The organism is Limosilactobacillus portuensis (assembly GCF_028607025.1).
In the GTDB taxonomy this organism is placed as follows: Bacteria; Bacillota; Bacilli; order Lactobacillales; family Lactobacillaceae; genus Limosilactobacillus; species Limosilactobacillus portuensis.
The window spans coordinates 1,872,064-1,892,158 of sequence record NZ_CP117296.1 but is presented as its reverse complement, the minus strand read 5'-3'; the positions used below and the strand labels follow the sequence as shown (position 1 = coordinate 1,892,158).

Sequence of the window (20,095 nt, the reverse complement as noted above, 5' to 3'; positions counted from 1 at the left end):
GTGAAAAATCAGATGATTTTTCACGATCTCTTTTTTGCTATATGCATTAATCACTAAAATGCAAAACTTCACCCAAAGGACGTCTCTCGGACCGGTAAGAATTAATCTTCGCTTTTTTCTCGTAGCCCAGTGAAATTCCTTCAATAAAGCGCTCATCGTCAGGAACATTCAGGATCTGGTGCAAAATATCAGGAAAACGAACGCTGTTATAGGTTGGAATTGAACCCAAGCCCAGATCAGTTGCCGCTAACATTAGTGTTTGACCAAATGCTCCCGCGTCCAGAATCGACCAATCAGGTGAAGCCTTTGGAATCGTAATGTAGAGGATTACTGGAGAATTGTAGAGCGTTTGACTAGCTTCGGTCATTTGCTGGTGAGCCTCGTCAAATGTTGCAAAGTGGTGAACGATACCGTGTCGCCACTGCTTCATATTAGCCTGCGTTCCATCGCTCCAGTCTTCCCGTGACATCACTGCCAAATCAGGATGACCGTGATTCCCTGCTAGATCTTCCTCATGATATGCTGTCTTAATTTGCGCCAATGACTTGCCCATAGCACAGTAAACCTGCCATGGTTGCGAATTAACCCATGATGGGGCCTGTTGTGCTAATTTCACAACTTTCTTAATGAGATCTCGATCAACAGGCTGATCTGTAAACTGCCGAACTGAATGACGAGAATTAATTGCTTCCGTTAGTTTCATTCTGATCGCTCCTTAATTGCTTTATTCGTTAGTTACAGTTTACCCTATTTTTATTAACTAACGAAATCAACACTAGCCTCTTTGAGCAATAAAGTTAGCAATCAGTGATGACCTCTTCAGTAACGACTTCGCACTGGCCCGTTCTTCTTTACTATGCGCGCCATCCCCGACAACCCCTAAAGCATCAATTGTCGGGACATCCCGAGCAGCCATAATTCCCGCATCGGATGCCCCACCGCCACCAACAGCTTGAAGTTTACCGTAGCCAACCTGTTGAGCAACCTGATTTAACTCAGCAAAAAGCTCGTTAACCGCCGGCGTCTCCTCCATACTATCGATCTTCGTCCGCACTTTTACCGTAGTGGTTGTATCTGGAATGGTTGGCGTAGCAGCAATTAATTTAATTCGCTCCAGTAACCGATCTCGCTGCTGGTTAGTCCTAAACCGAACACCCAAGCTAGTTGTTGCCCGATCCGGAATAATATTCTCACTAGTCCCGCCCTTAATCATTCCACAATTCACATGGATACCCGCTTGCAAATCACTGAGTGCGCTTAATTTAATAATTTGGTGAGCCAATTCAATAATTGCACTTCGTCCTTTCTCCGGTTCCGCTCCAGAATGAGCAGCTCGACCATGAACAATAACGTCGACAATCATCCCACCACGGTTATGAGTTCCAACATGACTTGGATCACTCTTTGTTCCTTCAAGATTAAAACCATAGACACCACCTCGGCATTCATCTGTAATAATATCGTACGTATTTGAATCCAGATGGAGCTTTTCCTCGTCACTCACGATGATCATTTTAATTGGGCGCCGATTCAATTTCAGTTTTACCAGAGCTTGGATGGCAAATAAACCAATCACCAATCCAGGCTTCATATCAAAGATTCCCGGACCTGTCATTTGATCCCCCTCAATCTTAAACGGCCGTTGCTTTACGGTTCCTTTGGGGAAAACGGTATCCATGTGACCAAGTAAAATCACTGGCTGAAGTTCTTTTTCTCCTGGTAGCTCACCGATTAAAACCATCCCCTGCTTTCCGCTATCTCGTTGACGAGTTTGCATTCCGATTTCGCGCATTTTTGCGCTAAGAATATCCGCTACTTTTTGAATACCGGCAATGTCATTAGACGGGCTATCGACATTGATAATCTTCTCTGTTAACTCAATCATCGCTGAAAATTGTTCTTGTAAATAATTCGTAATTTGATCCATCATTATTCCCTCCACTTAGTTAATTGACCTAATTTTGAGCCTGATCGTCTTCTATAAATAATTAATTGCGAAACCAGCAAAGAAAACTGACACTAAAGTAACGGTGACTAATCCAGCCGTAATCATTTTTGGTAAGAAATAATTTTCTAGTGCTACTTGTTCCGTTTCAGTTTGTCCGGCACTTGCTGCTATTTCCTGAGATAAAATCATTGTAGTTGGGAAGCCGAAAGTACACGTCATTCCCAACGCAATTGCCATTTCACGTGAAACATTGAAGATTCTTGCGGTCAAGAAAGAAGTTATCACTACCCCAATCGTTCCCACAATCAGGCAAACCAATAATGGAAGTAAAACAGACATCACAGTTTGTGGCGTTGTATTCGCAAGGCTTGCCAAAATCACGATAGTTACCAAAAATGTAATCATGCCACTAGAAGCTGTTTTATCCATAATATGGTCGTCAAGGAAGCCTAATTGATTAAAAATAATTCCTAGAATAAAGCACAGAACCAGGTAATTAATCGTGCCATGAATTAGCAGGCTAACCCCATAGCTTAACGAGGCAACGAGGCCCAACTTAGCAAGGTTAATAATTGGTGTATCAAAAAGTGCAGATAATTGTAATGGGCGGCGCCGCGTGGTAATTTCAGTTCGCCCTTCCTGAAGCTCTGATCCGCTACCCTGAAGAAGACGGTGAGCTTCCCGCCGCATCGCGTAAGTAGCGATTGGAATTCCGATTATGTTTTGGAACGTTAATACTGCTAAGGCGTAAGTAGACAGCACTTGCATATTCTTTGCCCGCATCGCATTCAGCAAGACCAGTGTTGCTGCATTTCCACCAGCAAAGATCGGGGCACCGACAATGCCAAAGTTCTTCTGCTTTACTAGTACGGCAACAGCGACAATTAAAACACATGAACCGATTGCTCCAAGGATCGCAATCATAACCACCTTCCATTGACGCTTTAGCTCAGCAAGGTTAATCGTGGTTCCAAGTGAGGCTAACATCAATCCAACAATTGCCATCCCAAATTCTTCAACCCCACTATTTGCGAAAAGATCTTTCGGCAAAATTCCAGTCCAGAAGCCGATTAACGCTAAAACTGAAATCGTTAGAACCGTGTCAATAATTCCGTTAGTTTTTCGGGAAACATATTCGCTAGCGGCATATATCACTAGCAGGATTGTTAAAGAAATTACTCCAGACATAAAAAATCCTCCAATATCATTTACTGTTCAAAAACCGATCTCGAAGCGTAAATGGTTTGGAAGATCCAAAAAGACCACGCAGTACTGAACTGTGTGGTCTTTGATAATTTATCGAGCCAACACAGGTACGCTTTGAGAAACCTCAAAATGACCGTACCCGTGTGAAAACACTAAATACGATCAAAAGTGTACCAAGCTTGCCAACTGTTTTGATAACGTGTTTTCATTGTTTTGGCTCCTTTCATTAAATCTTGATTAGAATACTACACTGATTTTTCCAGATGTCAATCACTTATTTTTAATTTGCCTTTTAATTGTGACGATAAACGAAATTTTCCCATTGGAATAGCTCGCTTTAATCTGTCCACCAAAGCTCTTAACAATACTTTGGGCCATTGATAAGCCAATTCCATAGCCCGACTTCTTCTTACTGACTGTTCGGGCCTTATCTTCGCGATAAAACCGTTCAAAGAACCGATTATAATCTACATCCTTACCATCCACAAACGAGTTAGTTACGGAGAGAATAACATTCTTCTTTCGTTTACCCAATTTCAAGTTCAAAAAAACATCCCCGTGCGGATCACAGTATTTATTAGCATTATCAAGTAGAATACTAACTAGCTCATAAAAGTAATGTTCATTCGCCCTTACTGCAAGACCAGAAGTGACAGACTTCTTAAAGTGTTTGCCGTCTTGAAGAATAACGTTCTTAAAATTATCAGCAACTTGATTAGTAATCTGACTTGCATCAATTACAGATAGAATCATTTGTGGTTGTTCCTGCAACCGTGCTAACGAAACAAAATAATTAATCAGCTTCGTTAACCGTCCAACCTGTTCTTTTGTACTTTTCGTTAAGTCATTTTCACCATTTAACAATTCTTGCATTTCAGTATTCGCTGAAATAACACTTAATGGTGTCTTTAGTTCGTGACCCGCATTCGTAATAAATTCTTTTTGCCGTTTTTCTGCTTGAATAATTGGTCGAATTGCTGAATTAGAGAATAAAACAAGAACAACCGTATAAAGCAGCAAACTAATTGTTCCAAGAAAGATTCCTAAATATGTAACCTCCCGCGCTTTCGTTAACATTAAGCTTTCGTCCAAAAAAACAACATTAGATTTTTCACCATTATTCTTTACCCGATAAACATAGACCGTTTGCTTATAAAAGACTCGGCCTTGGGTTCGTTGACGTTTTAACACCCGCTGTGTTAACTTTTGAATTTCTCCTGGAGAAACAGATAGAATATGGTCGTCCTGAATGGTCATTCGTTTATTTTGTCGATTAAGCGTGGCACTAAAATAACGGTACTGGTAAAGGCTCTCACGCGTAAAGTGAGGCTGCGAGAATAATTGGGGTTGATTGGGAATCATCCGCGCCGGCATCTCACCTTCATTATCACTCAAAATCCGTAAAACGGAATTAACTTCTTGATGCGCGCGAAAATAAGTAATTGAACTGATACTTCCCACAATCGTGACAATGACTAGTAACAGCGCACACGTTGAAAAGGCAATAAATTGTTTCCGAAAATGTCGAATCATCTATTTTTCACCCCGCTAACCGATATGGGCCGCCCTTTTCACCAACAATTTTTGCTTTTGACTGAATTGACTGCAGTTTTTGACGTAAATAACAAATATTAATCCAAACTTCTTCAGTATCAGCCTCATCATCAGTAGTCCAAACATGGTGAAGCAGGTCAGCAGCGGTTAACTGCTTGCCTGCATTAAGAATAAAATACTCTAGCATTTGAGTTTCTTCTCGCGATAAGCTAATTGAGTTACTACTTTCCAGAACCTGCTCATTACTATCTAAATGCAGATCAGCAAACTGAAGCTTCTCATCACTATATTCTTTTGTTCGCCGTTCTAGTGACCGCAATCGAGCAAGCAGTTCCTTAAGTGAAAACGGCTTTGTTAAATAATCATCAGCCCCTAAATCTAGCCCATTAACTCGATCATCCTCTTCAGTCATCGCGGTTAACATCATAATATAGGTTCGGTCACCACGGGCACGAATTTCCTTTAGCGCTTCAAGACCATCCTTTACCGGCATCATAATGTCTAAAATACGTCATAAGCATTTTTGTTTGAAAGCTCAACTGCCTTCTGACCATCACCAACAGCGTCTACTTGATAGTTGCTTTGCTCCATGGCCATTTTTAACACCCGTGCCAGTTGCTCTTCATCTTCTGCAAGTAAAATTCTCATGTTTAATTACCACCTAATCTTCTTGAATTAGTTGTCGAATGGTTTCCATCTGAATATCACAGGAAGCAAGCTGATCCGCACACCGTTTCAATTCCTTACCGATTCGTTCTGGGTTCTTTATCTGGTGCTTATATTTGATTTCGTGTTCCAAACTAGCCCAAGAATCCATTGCAATTGTTCGCAACTGGATTTCTACATAAAAGTGACCAGGATTTTGACCATCAACATCTCGATAGTTCTCGCTTACATCTAAAATTAAGTGATAACTCCGGTATCCATTTGGCTTTGCCTTTGTGATATAGTCTTTCTCTTTAACAACTGAACACCAATCAGCATCACGCAGGATTGCAAGATACCGGCCGATATCACTAATAAAGTTGCAAACAATTCGAATTCCCACGGCATCCCGACACCGACGCAATGCAGACTCGACCGTTAACGGGTAATTTTTCCTTTGGCATTTTTCTTCCATACTAGCGGCTGTTTTGACCCGCCCAATTAAGTGTTCATATAACTTTGGTCGATGATTATCAATTTCTTGTTGATTTAATTGGCGAATTCGTTCTTCAACGTCAGAAAGAATTGCCTCTAATGTTTCTTCATAAGGGCCATAGATCGACATGATCAACACTCCTATTATCTTTTAACTAGTTTTTATTATAACAAGCTTTCAGAAAACACTTTAGCAATAAGGGATCCTTAATATAATTATAAAAAGCAAGAAATCTGAAATTAAATTTTCAGCTTCTTGCTTTTATTTAGAACAACCTTTTATAGCGTACTGGCAACTAATTCTATTATCGCTGTCACAACGGCATCAATAACCGTTAACAGCCTATCCAGAACCGTCTTCATTAATTTCTCCTCAATCACTACTAAATAATTACACTAAGTTTATCACAGTTTTTGGTACATTTAGTGTTGTTTCTCATTATACCGTTTCATAAAGAAATAGGAGAGCGCAGCCAAAGTAGCCACAACTACGGCAACCATTAATGTCTTAATAGTAAAGTTAGTAATCATATACGCAGAAATTATTAAGGCAACTACCGGAATTATATCTTTTCCCGGCAGCTTAAATCCGTGATTAGGAAACTGCCCCGTGTGTTTAAATTTAATTACCGAAAGAATTGACGGAACATACTGAATAAAACTAGCCAACACAATACAAGATACCAAGAAAAGGTATGATTGCGTTACCAGAAAAGCAGCCACAATCGCCGTTACCAGAATTGCTACCCATGGGGCATCATACCGGTTCTTCTTCCCGATCCACTTTGGCAACATTTTGTGCTCACTAGCTAAAGAAGCAATTAATGATGGGGTATCAAAAGAAATTGCAAAAGCTACACCAAAAATACTAATCAACATCCCTGCAATTACGAGTATATATCCCCACTCACCAACTCCAGTTCTAAAGGCATGAGCAATCGGTGTACTATATTTTGCGGTAGCTGGTCCCAAAATCCCAATCGCAACAACCATCATTAACGCATAAAAGACAGTAACTGTAACCATTACAGCTACTAATACTTTCGGAATATTTTTCTCTGGATTCTCCATTTGTTTGGCGGCAATTGGAATAAAAGAAAAACCACAAAACATGTAAAAAGTAACACTAAACGCCGCTCCAAAATGCTTTGCAAACGGCATTAAACCAGTAGTTGCTACCTGTGGAATGACAGGAGAGAAGTTTGTAAAGTGAATAAAGAAGATCCCAACAACAATAAAGATAATAATTGTCAGCATCTTAGCAGCCGAAGAAAGATTATCTAATGCTTTAACAATCGTTCGGCCAAAGAAGTTGATAATTGAGAAGAAAATAATTAATCCAAAAGCGCTTGAATAATACAACCAATCATTATTAAATGCCGGAATAAAACTCTTTAAGGTTGTTAGGAAGGCAACAATCTCTGCAGCAAGTGTACAGCAGCCTAAAAACCACACAAAGATACCGACTTCGTAGCCCCAGAAACGCCCAAAAGCGTTATAGGAATAGATCCAAGCAGCTCCCGAGTTAGAAAAACGACTGGCTAAGTCGGCATAACAAAGAGCGATTAAACTAACCGTTACTGCCGCAAATAACATTACCAGAACTCCCGCCAAGTTCATATCCTTATAAATTTCTTGTGGCAGTAAAAATGCTCCTGATCCAATGACACCATTAATTCCTAAAAAATAAATCGACATGAAAGAAAGTTTTCGCGGAATCTTTTGTTTTGCACTAATCACGATCGCCCCATCTATTATAAAATTATTAATAGTTATATTATAATTATAATGCCTTCAAATTAAGCTAGACAAATAATTAGTGCTGAAATATTAATAATTTTTCAGAGATTAACCAATTTAAATTAACTCAATTATGGTTCTAGTCCCCCATTAGCAGGTACAGCTAAAATAAAGTTGAGAATCCGGTTAGCATAGCTCTTCGTACCTAAATAATCATCGATAGTTGAATTTAACTCACCTAAATTATCAGTAATGATTCCATCAACATGGTTATACATCATCTGCTTCATAACATCGGCATCGTTAACCGTCCAAGAATAAACCGTATCTTTTTGATGATGTGCCTGCTGAATAAACTCGAAGTTCAGCGTGGAGTATTCCATCGAATAGCCATCAGCAACACTCCGCGGGTAGGAGAAATTATACGGTTGGATGTACAAGACCTTTAGCCCAGGATTCAACTGTTTTAATCCCGCAACAACACGGTAATCAAGTGAATGGACTAAATCATGATCCTTAATAATTCTGTTTCCATATTGACGGTTAAACCGCCTAAGCATCCCTTTAGAATCTGCAGGGGTTGTTTTTACTTCAATCAACAATTTTTGATGAAGTTTTTCCGCTGCATTAAGATACTGATCAAAACTCGCAATTTTTGCACGGTGCCCGTTTTCACGCGCTGTCAACTTAGTTAGTTGAGCTAACGTTAATTCATGAGGAGTTTTGTTAATTCCCGTTAACTTCTTTAGATTTTCGTCATGAAGGACGACAAATTGATGATCCTTAGTTTCATGAATATCCATCTCAACATACGTTGGCTGCAGACGATGGGTCTTTTTCATTGCGGGAATTGTATTTTGAACACCATTTTCTTCTGCAACTCCTCGGTGAGAAATGGTATCTGGTCGCGTCAATCCAGAACCCTTGAGATAATAGTAATTATTAACCACGATAAGGCCTCCAGCAAATATTGCTAATAAGGTGAAAAATGTCCAACCATACCAGCTGGTTCCCCTTATTTGCTTCTTATCTGCTGAAAAATCATCAATTAGGGAAATCACCACCTGTAGTGCAATTGTTCCTGTCCAAATTGTCAACAATTCACTAATAGCTTGAATTAAGGTCAAATTAAATATTGCCATTCCAAACGCTAATTTCCCGGGAAATAAATCCATTACCGTCTGCAATCCATAGATTAATAGGTAAAACAGCCCTAAGCTAACTGTGGTCACTATTCCAAGAACAATTAACTGTTTAACGTACTGCCACCATTTTAATTTTTGGGTAAGTCGCCAACTTACAACTAAAGCATCGCGAGTTCGGTAACGTTGATAAATCATCAAAGGCAAGGTTAAGATTAACCGAATACCAAGAATCGTAATAATAACGTAGAAAACAATCAATCCAGCCAAAAGCATATTACTTCGCGTCATAAAATCAAAGATAAATTCAGGAATTTGAACCTTTGATAGCAGTGGTGTCCGAAATACCAGATCGACAAACGGCAGGACCAGAACAAAATAAAGAAGCATTAATGGCAAAGATCCAGGACGAATATTCTGCATCACCAACCATGACTCCTTCATCAAACGTTTGAAACTAATTTGGTTTCCCAAAATCAGCCGAAGTCCCAATAAAAGACATGCAAACTGCCAATAGATCACAAGAAGCAAGAGAACTAATTCAACTAATAGTCCAATAACTACCATTGTGTGTTGTGTCACTAGTATTCCAATATTTTGGTAAGAGATAAACGGGATTCCACCCGCTTGCAAGATATAGGTCGTTGCTAACCGAAAAAGCGGGATAAAGATCAGCTGGTTAGCAAGATCTATCCCTACAAATAAGATAATAAAAGATATCCAATGTTGCCAAAAATTCTTTGAATACTGGCAAAGGTTACGCCAAATTGCTTTCAAAACTACTCCCTCTTCAATTGCTCAGTTAGTGTATTTTATGTCCTCACCATTATACAGCACTCATCATTGACGAACCTGTTTAATATTGGCAAGTGCAATGGCTGGATGGTGATTAAAGAAGACTCTCCCCCGCTCAAGCTTAACTACCGATACCTGATCACGGAATTCTTCATAGTAGCCAACTTCATCATTAAAGTAGTTAATCACAACTGTTTTTTTCGTCCCAGCTAAAGACTGAAGGACATTAAGCAGATGTGCTTGTGTTTTAGCAGGAAGATACTTTTTATGAGAATAAATTACTGCCTTTTGGTGAATTAAATTATTAAACCCCGTCAAAGCTGCAAAAGGTGAAAATTGACCAGCACGATCCGATTGTGGCATCGGCATGTGTCCCCTTGAATGTTGATAAGGACGCTTCATGATGTCGTTATACTGAGAAGTATCGGTAAATAATTTTTGCTCAATTATCTCTTTCTCTTCCATTACTATGCTTGGTGACCCCCAATCTGATCATTTCGTTCCTTAGTTGTCGATCCCTTTTTCAAATCTGCTAGGTGAAGGATAACGTTTTTGTTACCTAGTTTCTGCTGAAGCTTAAGAATTGTCGCTTGCAGTTTTTGGTCACGTTGCCGCTTAATTGCCGCTGCTTGTTCCTGCTTAATCTCCCTTTGTGGATCCTCAAAAAGATTAACCTGTTTGAAGTACGGGGTTTGCGCTGCAACATCTTCATCAATCATGTGAGTCACAATTAACGTTATCTTCCTGATTAGTAGGCTAGGATTAGTGCATTTTTTATACAACTCTTTATAGATTTTCCTTAATTCTGAACCAGCGGCTGTTGGCAGATCAAGCTTTTTGTGCGCGTGACTGGGCTTAGCTGTTCTTCGGCCATAAAAATCTTCAACTACCGGTCCCTGATAGTTTGGCGCATACTGAAGACTCTGCGGATCGTAGTTAATGACAATACCAAAATCAGCACTGACTACATGCCGCTTAACCATACTCAATGCAACTGAATCAACCATCCCCTGAGCCGCGGCTAACCCTTCATGATACTTATACGGCTTCATCAATACTTGACTGGAATAAATTCCGTGTTCTTCTGAATGGTAGTTTTTAATATCCGCGATAGTTGCCATCTCATGCCCCCAAGCATGGTCGATTAGCAACTCAGCATTTTTCCCAAACTCACGGTAGAGGATTTCCTCATTGAACGGATCCGACAGTTTACCAAGCGAACAACGGGCAATGTCACCCATGGTATGCAAGCCTAATTTTTCCAACCGTTTTGCATAACCGCGACCAATTCGCCAAAAATCTGTCAGGGGCTGATGTGCCCAAAGATAGCGACGATATTGATACTCATTCATTTGGGCAATCCGGACACCATCTTGATCAGCAGGAATTCGTTTAGCAACAATATCCATCGCAACTTTTGCTAAGTAAAGGTTTGTACCAATCCCGGCTGTTGCAGTAATTCCGGTTTCTAACTGAATTTGTTGGATAATCTGTTTTGCTAAGGTATGAGGCGATACCTGATGATCATGAAGGTAATCTGTAACGTCCATCATTACTTCATCAATTGAGTAGGTATGAATGTTCTCGGGTTTGATAAACCGTAGATATATTCCATAGACCTCCGCGCTTTTTTCCATATAAAAGTGCATCCGCGGCGGAACAATTTGAAAACCAATTCGTAAATTAGGTGACTTTAACAACTTCCCCCGATAAATTGAATCATGTTTCGAAAGGTGGTGACACGTTGCTTTCTTTGCCCGCTCCCGATTTAACCGATCAACAATTTGTTGAACTTCGTATAAGCGTGGTCGTCCAGGAACTCCAAATTGCTTTAAAGCTGGTGATACTGCCAAACAAATTGTCTTATTAGTTCGTGACCGATCTGCAACAACTAAGTTAGCATTTAACGGGTTCAAATGATGCGCAATACACTCAACCGATGCATAAAATGATTTCAGATCAATCGCCATATAGATTCTCTGTTGGTCATTCATCAGCTATATTCCTTTCACTATTTTTATTTATTATAACATCTTAATCGAACAAATGGTCGATAAAATGTAAAAAAATGATCCCGACAACTATGTCTAGGATCACTTAGTTAAATATCAGCTCTTAAAAATCAACTTCGTCTGGATCCGCACATTGGCCACCCAGGTTGGTTAGAAGACTAATTTCTCTCATTTCTTCGTCAGTCAGTGCAAAGTCAAAGATTTCGGTATTTTGAATCATCCGGTTTTCATGAATTGACTTTGGTAGTGGCACAATCCCCTGTTGAATAATCCATCGCAAGCTAACTTGCGCAGGAGTTTTATCATATTTATCAGCAATTTGCAGAATTGTTGGGTTAGTCATTACGCTTGCTCCTTGTCCGCCAAGCGGGGCCCAAGCTTCCACAAGAATATTATGTGCTTGTAAATACTTTACTTGTTCAGTATGTGGCCAACCAGGATGCACCTCAATTTGGTCAACAGCTGGAGCTACCGTTGCAGTCTTCATCAAGTCAACAATATGGTGCGGCATAAAGTTACTTAAACCGATTGCCTTAATTCTGCCCTCTTTATACAGCTCCTCCATTGCCCGCCATGTTTCAGCGTTGATTGTACTTGCATCAGTGCCGAATTGCTTTTGGTTTGCCGGCCAATGAATTAAATACAAGTCAAGGTAGTCCATTTGAAGCCGATCCAGAGTTTCTTGAAAGGCTTTCTTTGTCGATTCATAACCCCGATTGTCGTTCCACAACTTACTGGTTACAAAAAGGTCTTTCCGGTCAATTCCAGAATCCTTAATTCCCTTACCAACAGCTTCTTCATTACCGTATACAGCGGCCGTATCAATGTGACGGTAGCCAACCTTAATCGCATCCGCAACCGCTTTTTCAGCAACGTCAGCAGGAGTCCGGAACGTCCCGTAACCGACACACGGAATTTGGGTCCCGTTATTTAAATTCATCTTTGAGTTAATGTTAGTTAATTCAATCATTCTTTTTCACTTCTTTCATACTTACTATTATATAGTCTTTCTCCCATTTAGGGTAATTTTTAAAATGTGACTTTCTACTTCATTAAAATTCTATTATAATACTATTAAAATATTTCAAGGAGGTTTTCTATGCGACCACGAATTGCAATTCCAGCAGACACTTTAACTGAGGCTACTAATATCATTAATGAGCGCAACGCCGCTTATGCTCCTCGGCCACTAATCGAAGCAATTGTTAAATCAGGAGGCCTCCCAGTAATTTTTCCTAGTGTGGATCCTGAATTAATTCCCAACTATCTTGACCTTTTCGATGGGATTATTTTTGCAGGTGGTAGCGATGTTGACCCTACTTTCTATGGTGAAGAACCGCATCAAGAATTAGGATCTACATACTTCAAGCGCGATCTATTTGAAGTTGCGTTAGTTAAAGCTGCGCTAAAAGCAAATAAGGCATTAATGGGGATTTGTCGCGGAATGCAAGTAATCAATGTTGCACTCGGTGGAACTGTTTTTCAAGACTTATCAGAAGATCCTCGACAAACGCTAAAGCACTCCCAAAATGCTCCGGGAAACTTTCCATCCCACCATGTTAATGTGAAACAAGACAGTCGAATCTTTAACTTGGTTGGTTCACGGCCCTATGTTAACTCTCGTCATCACCAAGCATTAAACCAAATTGGAAACGACCTAAGAGTAACAGCACGGGCTGATGACCAAATTCCCGAAGCTATTGAATCGATCGATAATGATCGTGTTCTGGCTGTTCAATGGCATCCAGAAAACATGTTTAAGCATTATGATTATTCACAAGCGCTTTTCGCTGATCTAATTCAACGAGCACAAGAATAAATAAAGAGAAGAGGCAAGAAAGACTTGCCTCTTCTCTTTATTTATCTACTTAATGCTTTTCGTAACTCGTCTGAGCTATAAATTTTCCCATCTTCAAATCCTTTAAATGGATTAATCGATTCCTGAGCTGCAACCTGATACCGTTTTGCTCGACGAAGTGCATATTCCGTTAACGAACCATCTTTGACGTAGTTCAGTAATTTAGCACTTGGTGTTGTCAATGGGTTTTCAACCCGGTCCTCCAAATCTTCAAGTACTTCAGCATATTCTGGTCCCAATTGAATTTGATTTGCATAGCGCTCAAGGCTCTTCACTAATGCCCGAGCGGTTGCCTGGTACTTGCAATTTTCTCGTGGATCTTCTTCCGCAACAACCTCATTCATCTTATCAGCATTTTTAAGGATATCATTAACTTCCTCTTCATTTAATGCTGGATGCATGATGAAGTAACTAGCAAGTAGCCGAATAAACCGTAACGTCCCTGTACGAATCCCAACTGAACTACTTGGATCAAGATCGAGCATTCGTAATTCAAGATATTCAATTCCGTTTTTCGGCAAATCCTTAAGATTGCGATTACCTTTAAAGCGAACTGAGCCGTGGAATTCATAGTCTGATGTTAGGACACCATCCTTAACTCCCTTTTCAATTCGCGCAATGTATCGATCAAGATTGGTAAAGTCACCAGTAAACTTAGTACCGAATCCATACTTACTTTGGCGAATGCTCCGAAGTGGGTGCTGCGGTCCCTGACCATTTTCAAAGTAGTTTGCTTCCGCAATTGGACTAGCGCCAAACAGGTAAGTGATAAACCAGCGATAGCGAACAAAGCCTTGCGCTAATATTGTATAGAGGTAGTTGCGAACTTCCCGCTCATCTTTAAACTTTCCCGGGAAATGTTTTTGAACTAGTGCAATAACGTGCTGATCAATGCTTAGGTTAATATGCGCGCCACAGGGAGTTCCTTGTGAGTAGCCATGACGTTTTGCCCATTCTTTTAAATACGCCTCTTTTTCGGGGCCCATCTTAGCAAGCCGTAATTTTCGCTTATCCTTTGGCAACCGTGGCGGCATTGATAATGGCCAAAGCAATTCTCCAGGAGCTAATGCTGAACGTAACGAATTATTAATGACATATAAGTAGTGCATTGCATCAAGTGCGTGTTGAGCAGACGGCGTTACCGTTTCAGACATTGTTTCCAAAAAATCATTGGTAATCCATGGATTGGTTTTTTCGTCGCCAATCGCTGATGGATATGGTTCCTGACTAATATTGCCATTCTCATCCACCCGTTGCATTTCGATTTCAAGGCCCATTGTAAAATCCTGAGTCTTTGCAACAGCCTCATTATCAAAGATTAATTGACCAATTTGACTGAACATTGCTGTCCCTCCTCATAACTCTCTCATTATTTTCTAATAATATACATGTTATGTTCCTCTAAGGCAATATTCAACCATAAATACTAAAGATTATTAAGTTCACTACTGAACTAGGCTGTCGTTTAGGTAATAGTACAAATAAAATTTAAGTGTTTATTCATTCACTAACTTTTAGCCTATTCTTTATTCTGTTCGTAACTCACTAACCAACTCATTAACTTGTTGTTGCTGTTTCGAAGTTTGATAAAACCTCCTTGCTAATTGTCTTACCGTTACTTCCTTTTTTCGTCTTATTTGGTTATTTTGACTATCTTTAATCTCAACAGTTTGATCTTCATTAACTGAAAAGTAGATGATTCTCTGCCTCTCACCTGCTGCAATTAGGAAGCTCTCATTCTCCCCAACTCCTTTTGGAACGGTATCTGACGGTTTAACGACTCCATAGACTAGTTGATTGTTATTAAGCTGTTCTGTCAACCACTTTGGATCCATCTCTAAACCAACTAAAATGCTCAACTGTTGATCAGTTAGCCTTAGCCGCGACTTCTGACTGGTTTCCTGCACGGTTTTTGTTTTCTCACTGTGACTATCTTTTAGCGCAACACTTACAGCTCCTCCTATTCCAATTACAACTACCACTAATCCTAAAAATTTAATTATCCTTTGTCGCTTCATCGTTCACCCCTCGATCTAACCAAAAAAGGAAACACAACGAAGAATTTCAACGTTGCATTTCCCTTATGCAGTGATATTCACTTTTAGCAAGGATGGATTTAGCTGTTAATACCATCCATCCTCCTCCCAATTATCCAACTGAACTAATATTCTTAATTATTCATTTGATAGAGAGTTAACATTAGTTCATTTGTTTCTTAATTGCTGCCAGCGAAACATCACCAGTTTCAGCAAACTTAACATCGGCATCCTTCAATTCTGAACCGAAGCCGATGGAAAGTTCACCAGCACGATTAATTGATTCAATTCCTGCTTGAGCATCCTCTAATCCTGCTACTTGGTCAGCAGGAAGATTCATTAACTTAGCTGCTTCACTATAAATCTCTGGGTCTGGTTTACCGTGAGTTAACTTAGCAGGATCCACAATTCCTTCAAAGTAATCAGTAATTTGTAAGTACTTTAATACTTTAGGTGCATTCTTAGAAGCTGAGGCCAAAACAATATGGTAGTTGTTCTCCTTTAATTCGTCCAAGAAGTCCTTCATCCCTGGAAGAATATCTGCAGGAGTCAATGTTTCAACTAACTTAATGTAGTTGTCATTCTTTTCGGTAGCCAATGCTTCTTTTTCTTCTTGAGTATAGTCATTCTCGTGACCACCAGCCTTCAGGATCAATTCTAGGGAATCCATCCGGCTAACACCCTTTAAACTGTCCGCAAGTTCAGGAGTCCATTCTGTGCCAACTTTATCAGCAAGTTGGTGCCATGCTTGGCCGTGGAAACGGGCAGTATCAGCGATTACACCATCAAGGTCAAAAGCAAAACCTTTCAAATCTTCAAACTTCATTATCGAAATTCCCCCAGTAATTACTTCAATTCAAGTTTCTTACCGTCAAGATCAATGGTAATTGGATCACCTGATACCAAGTCAATCTTAGTACCGTGCTTGTCAACCTTAACCTTCAAGATCCGACCACGGAACATTTGACGGAATTGGTATGAGTTCCACTTCTTAGGAAGGAATGGTGCATAGTGTAATTCGTTACCCCGAACACGCATGCCAGCGAATCCTTGAACGATATCAAGCCATGAACCAGTCATTGAAGTGATGTGTAAACCATCTGAAGTATCGTTGTTGTAGTTATCAAGGTCAAGACGAGCTGAACGTTCATATAATTCAACAGCCTTGTCTTCGTAACCAATATCAGCAGCAATGATTGAGTAAACAGAAGCAGAAAGACTTGATTCGTGAACCGTAAATTGTTCGTAGAAGTCAAAGTTGTTCTTCTTTTGTTCCTTAGTAAAGTCATCAATGAAGTCCCAAAGACCTTGGATAACGTCACCTTGCTTTACGTATGGTGAACGTAGGATCCGGTCCCATGACCAGTGTTGGTTAAGTGGTAACTGATCACTTGGAATTTCAGAAACTGGTGTTAAGTCCTTGTCCATGAAGCCATCATTTTCTGGGAAGATGTCACGTTCCTTATCGTAAGGAAGGTACATGTTATCAACGATTCCCTTCCAACGACGCTTTTCGTCTTCGGAAACGTTAAGCTTCTTAGCAACCTTATCGTCAACTTCGTCTAAGATTTCAAGAGTGTACTTAAGAGTCCACCGGCAAAGAAGGTTAGTGTACCAATCGTTGTTAACGTTGTTGTCGTATTCATCAGGACCGGTTACAGCGTGAAGCATGTACTTGTTCTTGTTTTGTGAGTAGTGAACACGATCAGCCCAGAAACGAGAAATTTCAGTTAAGACTTCTGCACCTTCATTGAGAACGTATGACTTATCGCCAGTGTACTTAGTGTAAAGGTAAATAGCAAAAGCAATGTCCCCATTACGGTGGATTTCTTCAAAAGTAATTTCCCATTCGTTGTGACATTCAATCCCGTTGAAGGTAACCATTGGGAATAATGCACCATCAAGGTCTTGTTGCTTAGCGTTAACAAAGGCACCGTCTAATTGCTTGTAACGGTACATTAACAGGTTCCGTGCAACTTCAGGGTTAGCTACCCCAAGGTAAACTGGAATACAGTAAGCTTCAGTATCCCAGTAAGTAGCACCACCGTACTTTTCACCAGTAAATCCTTTTGGACTGATGTTAAGGCGGTAATCATTACCGTAGTAAGTCGAGAAGAGTTGGAAAAGATTGAACCGAATTCCTTGTTGTGCTTCATCGTCACCATCAATTTCAACGTCAGACTTAACCCAACGATCTGCCCATTCTTGAACATGAGGTTCAAGAAGATCGTCAAAGCTTTGATCATCAAGCTTTTCACTTAATTCATCAAGGTGCTTTTCGATTGCTTCTTGAGAGTCAAAGTCACGTGAAGTTACAACAACTGTCCGCTTTTCGAAGTTAACTTCCTTACCAGCAGCAACTGTTCCAGCAAAGGTGTTGTAGGCATCCTTTTCGTCAGTTCCATCACCAACATGATCAAGGTCGGTCTTGGAAGTGGTCTTCATTCCAACAGTGAATTGTGGAGTACCAAAATCATTCTTCTTAGTCATGGAAGTTAATTCGGCATGTTCACCATTAGCAGACTTGTTAAGAACATTCCAGAATTGTTCATCATAGTTAGCATCTTCGTTGTAAACGTCAGCATCGATCATGCTAGTAATTTCTACCTTAGCATCACCAGTACCACGGTTCTTGATGTGAAGACGTTGACCAACTAATTCCTTTTGGGTAGCACTTACGAACCGTTCAAAATTGAAGTACATTTCAGTACCGCCAATTTCAACAGTAAATTCACGTTCTAGGACACCACGCTTCATGTCAAGATCAAGCTTAAAGTCCTTTGGCGTTTGCTTAGCAAGGTCAAGTTGTTCGCCGTTAACCTTAATAATTAACTTCATGAAGTTAACTGCGTTGATCATCTTACCGAAGTACTTAGGATAACCATTCTTCCACCAACCAACACGAGTCTTGTCTGGGAACCAAACACCACCAAGGTATACACCTTGCATGTGGTCGGCTGAGTATCCTTCTTCAAAGAAGCCACGCATACCCAAATTTTCGTTAGCTAAACTAGTCATTGATTCTTGAAGACGTTTATCTTCAGGATCCCATTTATGAGTTGCAACGTGCCATGGAGCAATTTCAAATGTTTGTTTCATAATTCAATTCCTTCCTTCTTTAGACAATAGGGCTGTGGCTAATTCCCGTCACAGTCCTATTTTAGTTTAATTTACTTTATTATTCAGCTTATCCGCCTTATTCAGCGTAAGTTTCCTTAATTGTACCAACTGAAAGAGCACCAAGAGCTAACACAATTCCACCAAGGATAAACATGTTAACTTGTGAGTGACCAAAGAGTGGGAACAATGCAAAACTAAGCAATGAGGCAACGATTTGTGGTAAACAAATTGAACCGTTAAAGAGTCCAAGGTAAGTACCCATGTGCTTACCAGACAATGCGTTGGTAACAATGGTTAATGGGTAAGTGTTCATTCCGGCCCATGCAATCCCGACAAGGATGTATGAAATAATCAATGTCCATTGGTCGTGGATAAAGAAGACAGAAATAAAACCAAATGCACCAAGAAGTAAACTACCAGCATAACCTAGCTTGTGGTACTTGTTAGGAACCTTAGCTAAAACATATGACCAAACAACAGCGGCAATTGATTGAACAGCGGCTAAAACCCCGTACCAGTTACCAGCAGCTTGGTAACCTGCTGAAGTAGCGTTAGTAGTATCCCAAACGTTCTTAGCAATAGCACCTGCTGAGTATGTCCAGAGGTATTGGAAAGCAAACCAGCAGAAGAATTGAACAAGGGTTACAGTCCAGAATGCCTTAGGAGCAGTCTTTAGCAAGGTGACCCAGTTTCCACCTTCCTTGTTATCTTCTTCAGTGATTCCGTGGTACTTAGCGTATGTTGCTGGGTCATATTCATGAACCCGGAAAACAGTGAACAAACTAGTAATAACCAGCAAAGCAGCACCAACATAGAAAGCAACCTTAACAGAATCAGGAACAACCCCTTTAGGAGCAATGTTCTTAACCCCAAACCAAGTGAACAAGAATGGGAAGATAGCGGCTAATACGGCACCGGTGTTTGATAAGAAACTTTGAATACCATATGCATAACTCTTTTGGTCATCATTAACCATATCCCCAACCATCATCTTGAATGGTTGCATTGCAACATTAGATGACAAATCAAGGAAGGCAACGGTAATAGCACCAAACCACAAAGCAGCCAGTGAACCATACCCGAAACCAAAACTACCTGAGTTTGGCAACAGTAACATAACAATAACAGCAACAATCATCCCCAAAAGAAGGTATGGGAGACGGCGACCACCGAGCTTTGGTGCCCAAGTACGGTCAGAATAGTAACCGACGATTGGTTGAACAACAAGTCCCATTAAAGGTGGTAGGATAAAGAACCATCCCAAGTTGTTAGGATCGGCACCAATAGTTTGGAAAATCCGACTCATTTGTGAACTTTGCAAGGTGAAGGCAGTCTGAACACCCAAGAACCCGAAGTTGATCATCCAAATCGTACTCTTGGAGAGTGTTGGCAAGCCTGCGCCCGCTGGCTTTTCTTGACTCATAATTACACCCCTAATTATCTTAAAATTAATGCTTCTCGTCATGAAAGCGCTTCATGACTTTTTACAATTAATAATATACCAGATTCCTCACTTTTGCGCAACCGTTTGCACAAAATTTTTG

General features: G+C 40.2%; 16 protein-coding genes and 1 pseudogene. 1 reads left to right on the top strand and 16 read right to left on the bottom strand.

Annotated features, from left to right (window positions below):
• Nucleotides 1–46 precede the first annotated feature (46 nt).
• From PRK60_RS09545 to PRK60_RS09495, 11 genes and pseudogenes are all read right to left on the bottom strand, one after another.
• Nucleotides 47–703 (bottom strand): nitroreductase, encoded by a 657-nt coding sequence (locus PRK60_RS09545; RefSeq protein WP_102168541.1) that lies wholly within the window; start codon nt 701–703, stop codon nt 47–49.
• A gap of 72 nt (nt 704–775) precedes the next feature.
• Entirely contained in the window at nt 776–1,930 is a 1,155-nt protein-coding gene (locus PRK60_RS09540) for a M20/M25/M40 family metallo-hydrolase (protein WP_273646052.1), read from the bottom strand.
• Nucleotides 1,931–1,978: 48 nt separating this feature from the next.
• Nucleotides 1,979–3,136, bottom strand: coding sequence for a 2-hydroxycarboxylate transporter family protein (locus PRK60_RS09535; RefSeq protein ID WP_178695969.1), 1,158 nt, complete (start codon nt 3,134–3,136; stop codon nt 1,979–1,981).
• Between the two features lie 288 nt (nt 3,137–3,424).
• Nucleotides 3,425–4,687, bottom strand: a complete 1,263-nt coding sequence (locus PRK60_RS09530; RefSeq protein ID WP_273646051.1) for a sensor histidine kinase — start codon at nt 4,685–4,687, stop codon at nt 3,425–3,427.
• Between the two features lie 7 nt (nt 4,688–4,694).
• Nucleotides 4,695–5,356, bottom strand: a pseudogene (locus tag PRK60_RS09525) (response regulator transcription factor).
• Between the two features lie 13 nt (nt 5,357–5,369).
• A complete protein-coding gene (locus PRK60_RS09520) occupies nt 5,370–5,978 on the bottom strand; it encodes a GTP pyrophosphokinase (RefSeq protein WP_273646050.1) in 609 nt (202 codons plus the stop codon).
• A gap of 293 nt (nt 5,979–6,271) precedes the next feature.
• Nucleotides 6,272–7,546 (bottom strand): APC family permease, encoded by a 1,275-nt coding sequence (locus PRK60_RS09515; RefSeq protein ID WP_102168576.1) that lies wholly within the window; start codon nt 7,544–7,546, stop codon nt 6,272–6,274.
• Between the two features lie 173 nt (nt 7,547–7,719).
• Complete coding sequence (locus tag PRK60_RS09510) at nt 7,720–9,507, bottom strand: glycerophosphoryl diester phosphodiesterase membrane domain-containing protein (RefSeq protein ID WP_178695966.1); 1,788 nt, start codon at nt 9,505–9,507, stop codon at nt 7,720–7,722.
• 63 nt (nt 9,508–9,570) lie between these two features.
• On the bottom strand, nt 9,571–9,990 hold the full coding sequence (locus tag PRK60_RS09505; RefSeq protein ID WP_102168534.1) for a hypothetical protein: 420 nt from the start codon (nt 9,988–9,990) through the stop codon (nt 9,571–9,573).
• A gap of 2 nt (nt 9,991–9,992) precedes the next feature.
• Nucleotides 9,993–11,519, bottom strand: a complete 1,527-nt coding sequence (locus PRK60_RS09500; RefSeq protein WP_273646049.1) for a Y-family DNA polymerase — start codon at nt 11,517–11,519, stop codon at nt 9,993–9,995.
• 121 nt (nt 11,520–11,640) lie between these two features.
• On the bottom strand, nt 11,641–12,507 hold the full coding sequence (locus PRK60_RS09495) for an aldo/keto reductase (protein ID WP_178695963.1): 867 nt from the start codon (nt 12,505–12,507) through the stop codon (nt 11,641–11,643).
• A gap of 129 nt (nt 12,508–12,636) precedes the next feature.
• Between PRK60_RS09495 and PRK60_RS09490 the strand changes: the two genes are divergently transcribed.
• A complete protein-coding gene (locus PRK60_RS09490) occupies nt 12,637–13,356 on the top strand; it encodes a gamma-glutamyl-gamma-aminobutyrate hydrolase family protein (RefSeq protein ID WP_102168531.1) in 720 nt (239 codons plus the stop codon).
• 41 nt (nt 13,357–13,397) lie between these two features.
• Here PRK60_RS09490 and PRK60_RS09485 read toward each other — a convergent pair whose 3' ends face one another.
• The 5 genes from PRK60_RS09485 to PRK60_RS09465 form a co-directional block, all read right to left on the bottom strand.
• Entirely contained in the window at nt 13,398–14,738 is a 1,341-nt protein-coding gene (locus PRK60_RS09485; protein WP_098045200.1) for a glutamate--cysteine ligase, read from the bottom strand.
• A gap of 183 nt (nt 14,739–14,921) precedes the next feature.
• Entirely contained in the window at nt 14,922–15,413 is a 492-nt protein-coding gene (locus PRK60_RS09480; RefSeq protein ID WP_102168529.1) for an Lreu_0056 family protein, read from the bottom strand.
• 181 nt (nt 15,414–15,594) lie between these two features.
• Nucleotides 15,595–16,257 (bottom strand): beta-phosphoglucomutase, encoded by a 663-nt coding sequence (gene pgmB / locus PRK60_RS09475; protein WP_003716262.1) that lies wholly within the window; start codon nt 16,255–16,257, stop codon nt 15,595–15,597.
• Nucleotides 16,258–16,277: 20 nt separating this feature from the next.
• Nucleotides 16,278–18,530, bottom strand: a complete 2,253-nt coding sequence (locus tag PRK60_RS09470; RefSeq protein ID WP_273646048.1) for a glycoside hydrolase family 65 protein — start codon at nt 18,528–18,530, stop codon at nt 16,278–16,280.
• A gap of 97 nt (nt 18,531–18,627) precedes the next feature.
• A complete protein-coding gene (locus tag PRK60_RS09465) occupies nt 18,628–19,974 on the bottom strand; it encodes an SLC45 family MFS transporter (protein ID WP_273646047.1) in 1,347 nt (448 codons plus the stop codon).
• Nucleotides 19,975–20,095: the final 121 nt, after the last annotated feature.

What these genes read in the sequence shown, in the direction of transcription:
- PRK60_RS09545 (WP_102168541.1), bottom strand. Translation starts at nt 703, where the DNA reads ATGAAACTAACGGAAGCAATTAATTCTCGTCATTCAGTTCGGCAGTTT.
- PRK60_RS09540 (WP_273646052.1), bottom strand. Translation starts at nt 1,930, where the DNA reads ATGATGGATCAAATTACGAATTATTTACAAGAACAATTTTCAGCGATG.
- PRK60_RS09535 (WP_178695969.1), bottom strand. Translation starts at nt 3,136, where the DNA reads ATGTCTGGAGTAATTTCTTTAACAATCCTGCTAGTGATATATGCCGCT.
- PRK60_RS09530 (WP_273646051.1), bottom strand. Translation starts at nt 4,687, where the DNA reads ATGATTCGACATTTTCGGAAACAATTTATTGCCTTTTCAACGTGTGCG.
- PRK60_RS09520 (WP_273646050.1), bottom strand. Translation starts at nt 5,978, where the DNA reads ATGTCGATCTATGGCCCTTATGAAGAAACATTAGAGGCAATTCTTTCT.
- PRK60_RS09515 (WP_102168576.1), bottom strand. Translation starts at nt 7,546, where the DNA reads ATGTCGATTTATTTTTTAGGAATTAATGGTGTCATTGGATCAGGAGCA.
- PRK60_RS09505 (WP_102168534.1), bottom strand. Translation starts at nt 9,990, where the DNA reads ATGGAAGAGAAAGAGATAATTGAGCAAAAATTATTTACCGATACTTCT.
- PRK60_RS09500 (WP_273646049.1), bottom strand. Translation starts at nt 11,519, where the DNA reads ATGAATGACCAACAGAGAATCTATATGGCGATTGATCTGAAATCATTT.
- PRK60_RS09495 (WP_178695963.1), bottom strand. Translation starts at nt 12,507, where the DNA reads ATGATTGAATTAACTAACATTAACTCAAAGATGAATTTAAATAACGGG.
- PRK60_RS09490 (WP_102168531.1), top strand. Translation starts at nt 12,637, where the DNA reads ATGCGACCACGAATTGCAATTCCAGCAGACACTTTAACTGAGGCTACT.
- PRK60_RS09485 (WP_098045200.1), bottom strand. Translation starts at nt 14,738, where the DNA reads ATGTTCAGTCAAATTGGTCAATTAATCTTTGATAATGAGGCTGTTGCA.
- PRK60_RS09480 (WP_102168529.1), bottom strand. Translation starts at nt 15,413, where the DNA reads ATGAAGCGACAAAGGATAATTAAATTTTTAGGATTAGTGGTAGTTGTA.
- pgmB (WP_003716262.1), bottom strand. Translation starts at nt 16,257, where the DNA reads ATGAAGTTTGAAGATTTGAAAGGTTTTGCTTTTGACCTTGATGGTGTA.
- PRK60_RS09470 (WP_273646048.1), bottom strand. Translation starts at nt 18,530, where the DNA reads ATGAAACAAACATTTGAAATTGCTCCATGGCACGTTGCAACTCATAAA.
- PRK60_RS09465 (WP_273646047.1), bottom strand. Translation starts at nt 19,974, where the DNA reads ATGAGTCAAGAAAAGCCAGCGGGCGCAGGCTTGCCAACACTCTCCAAG.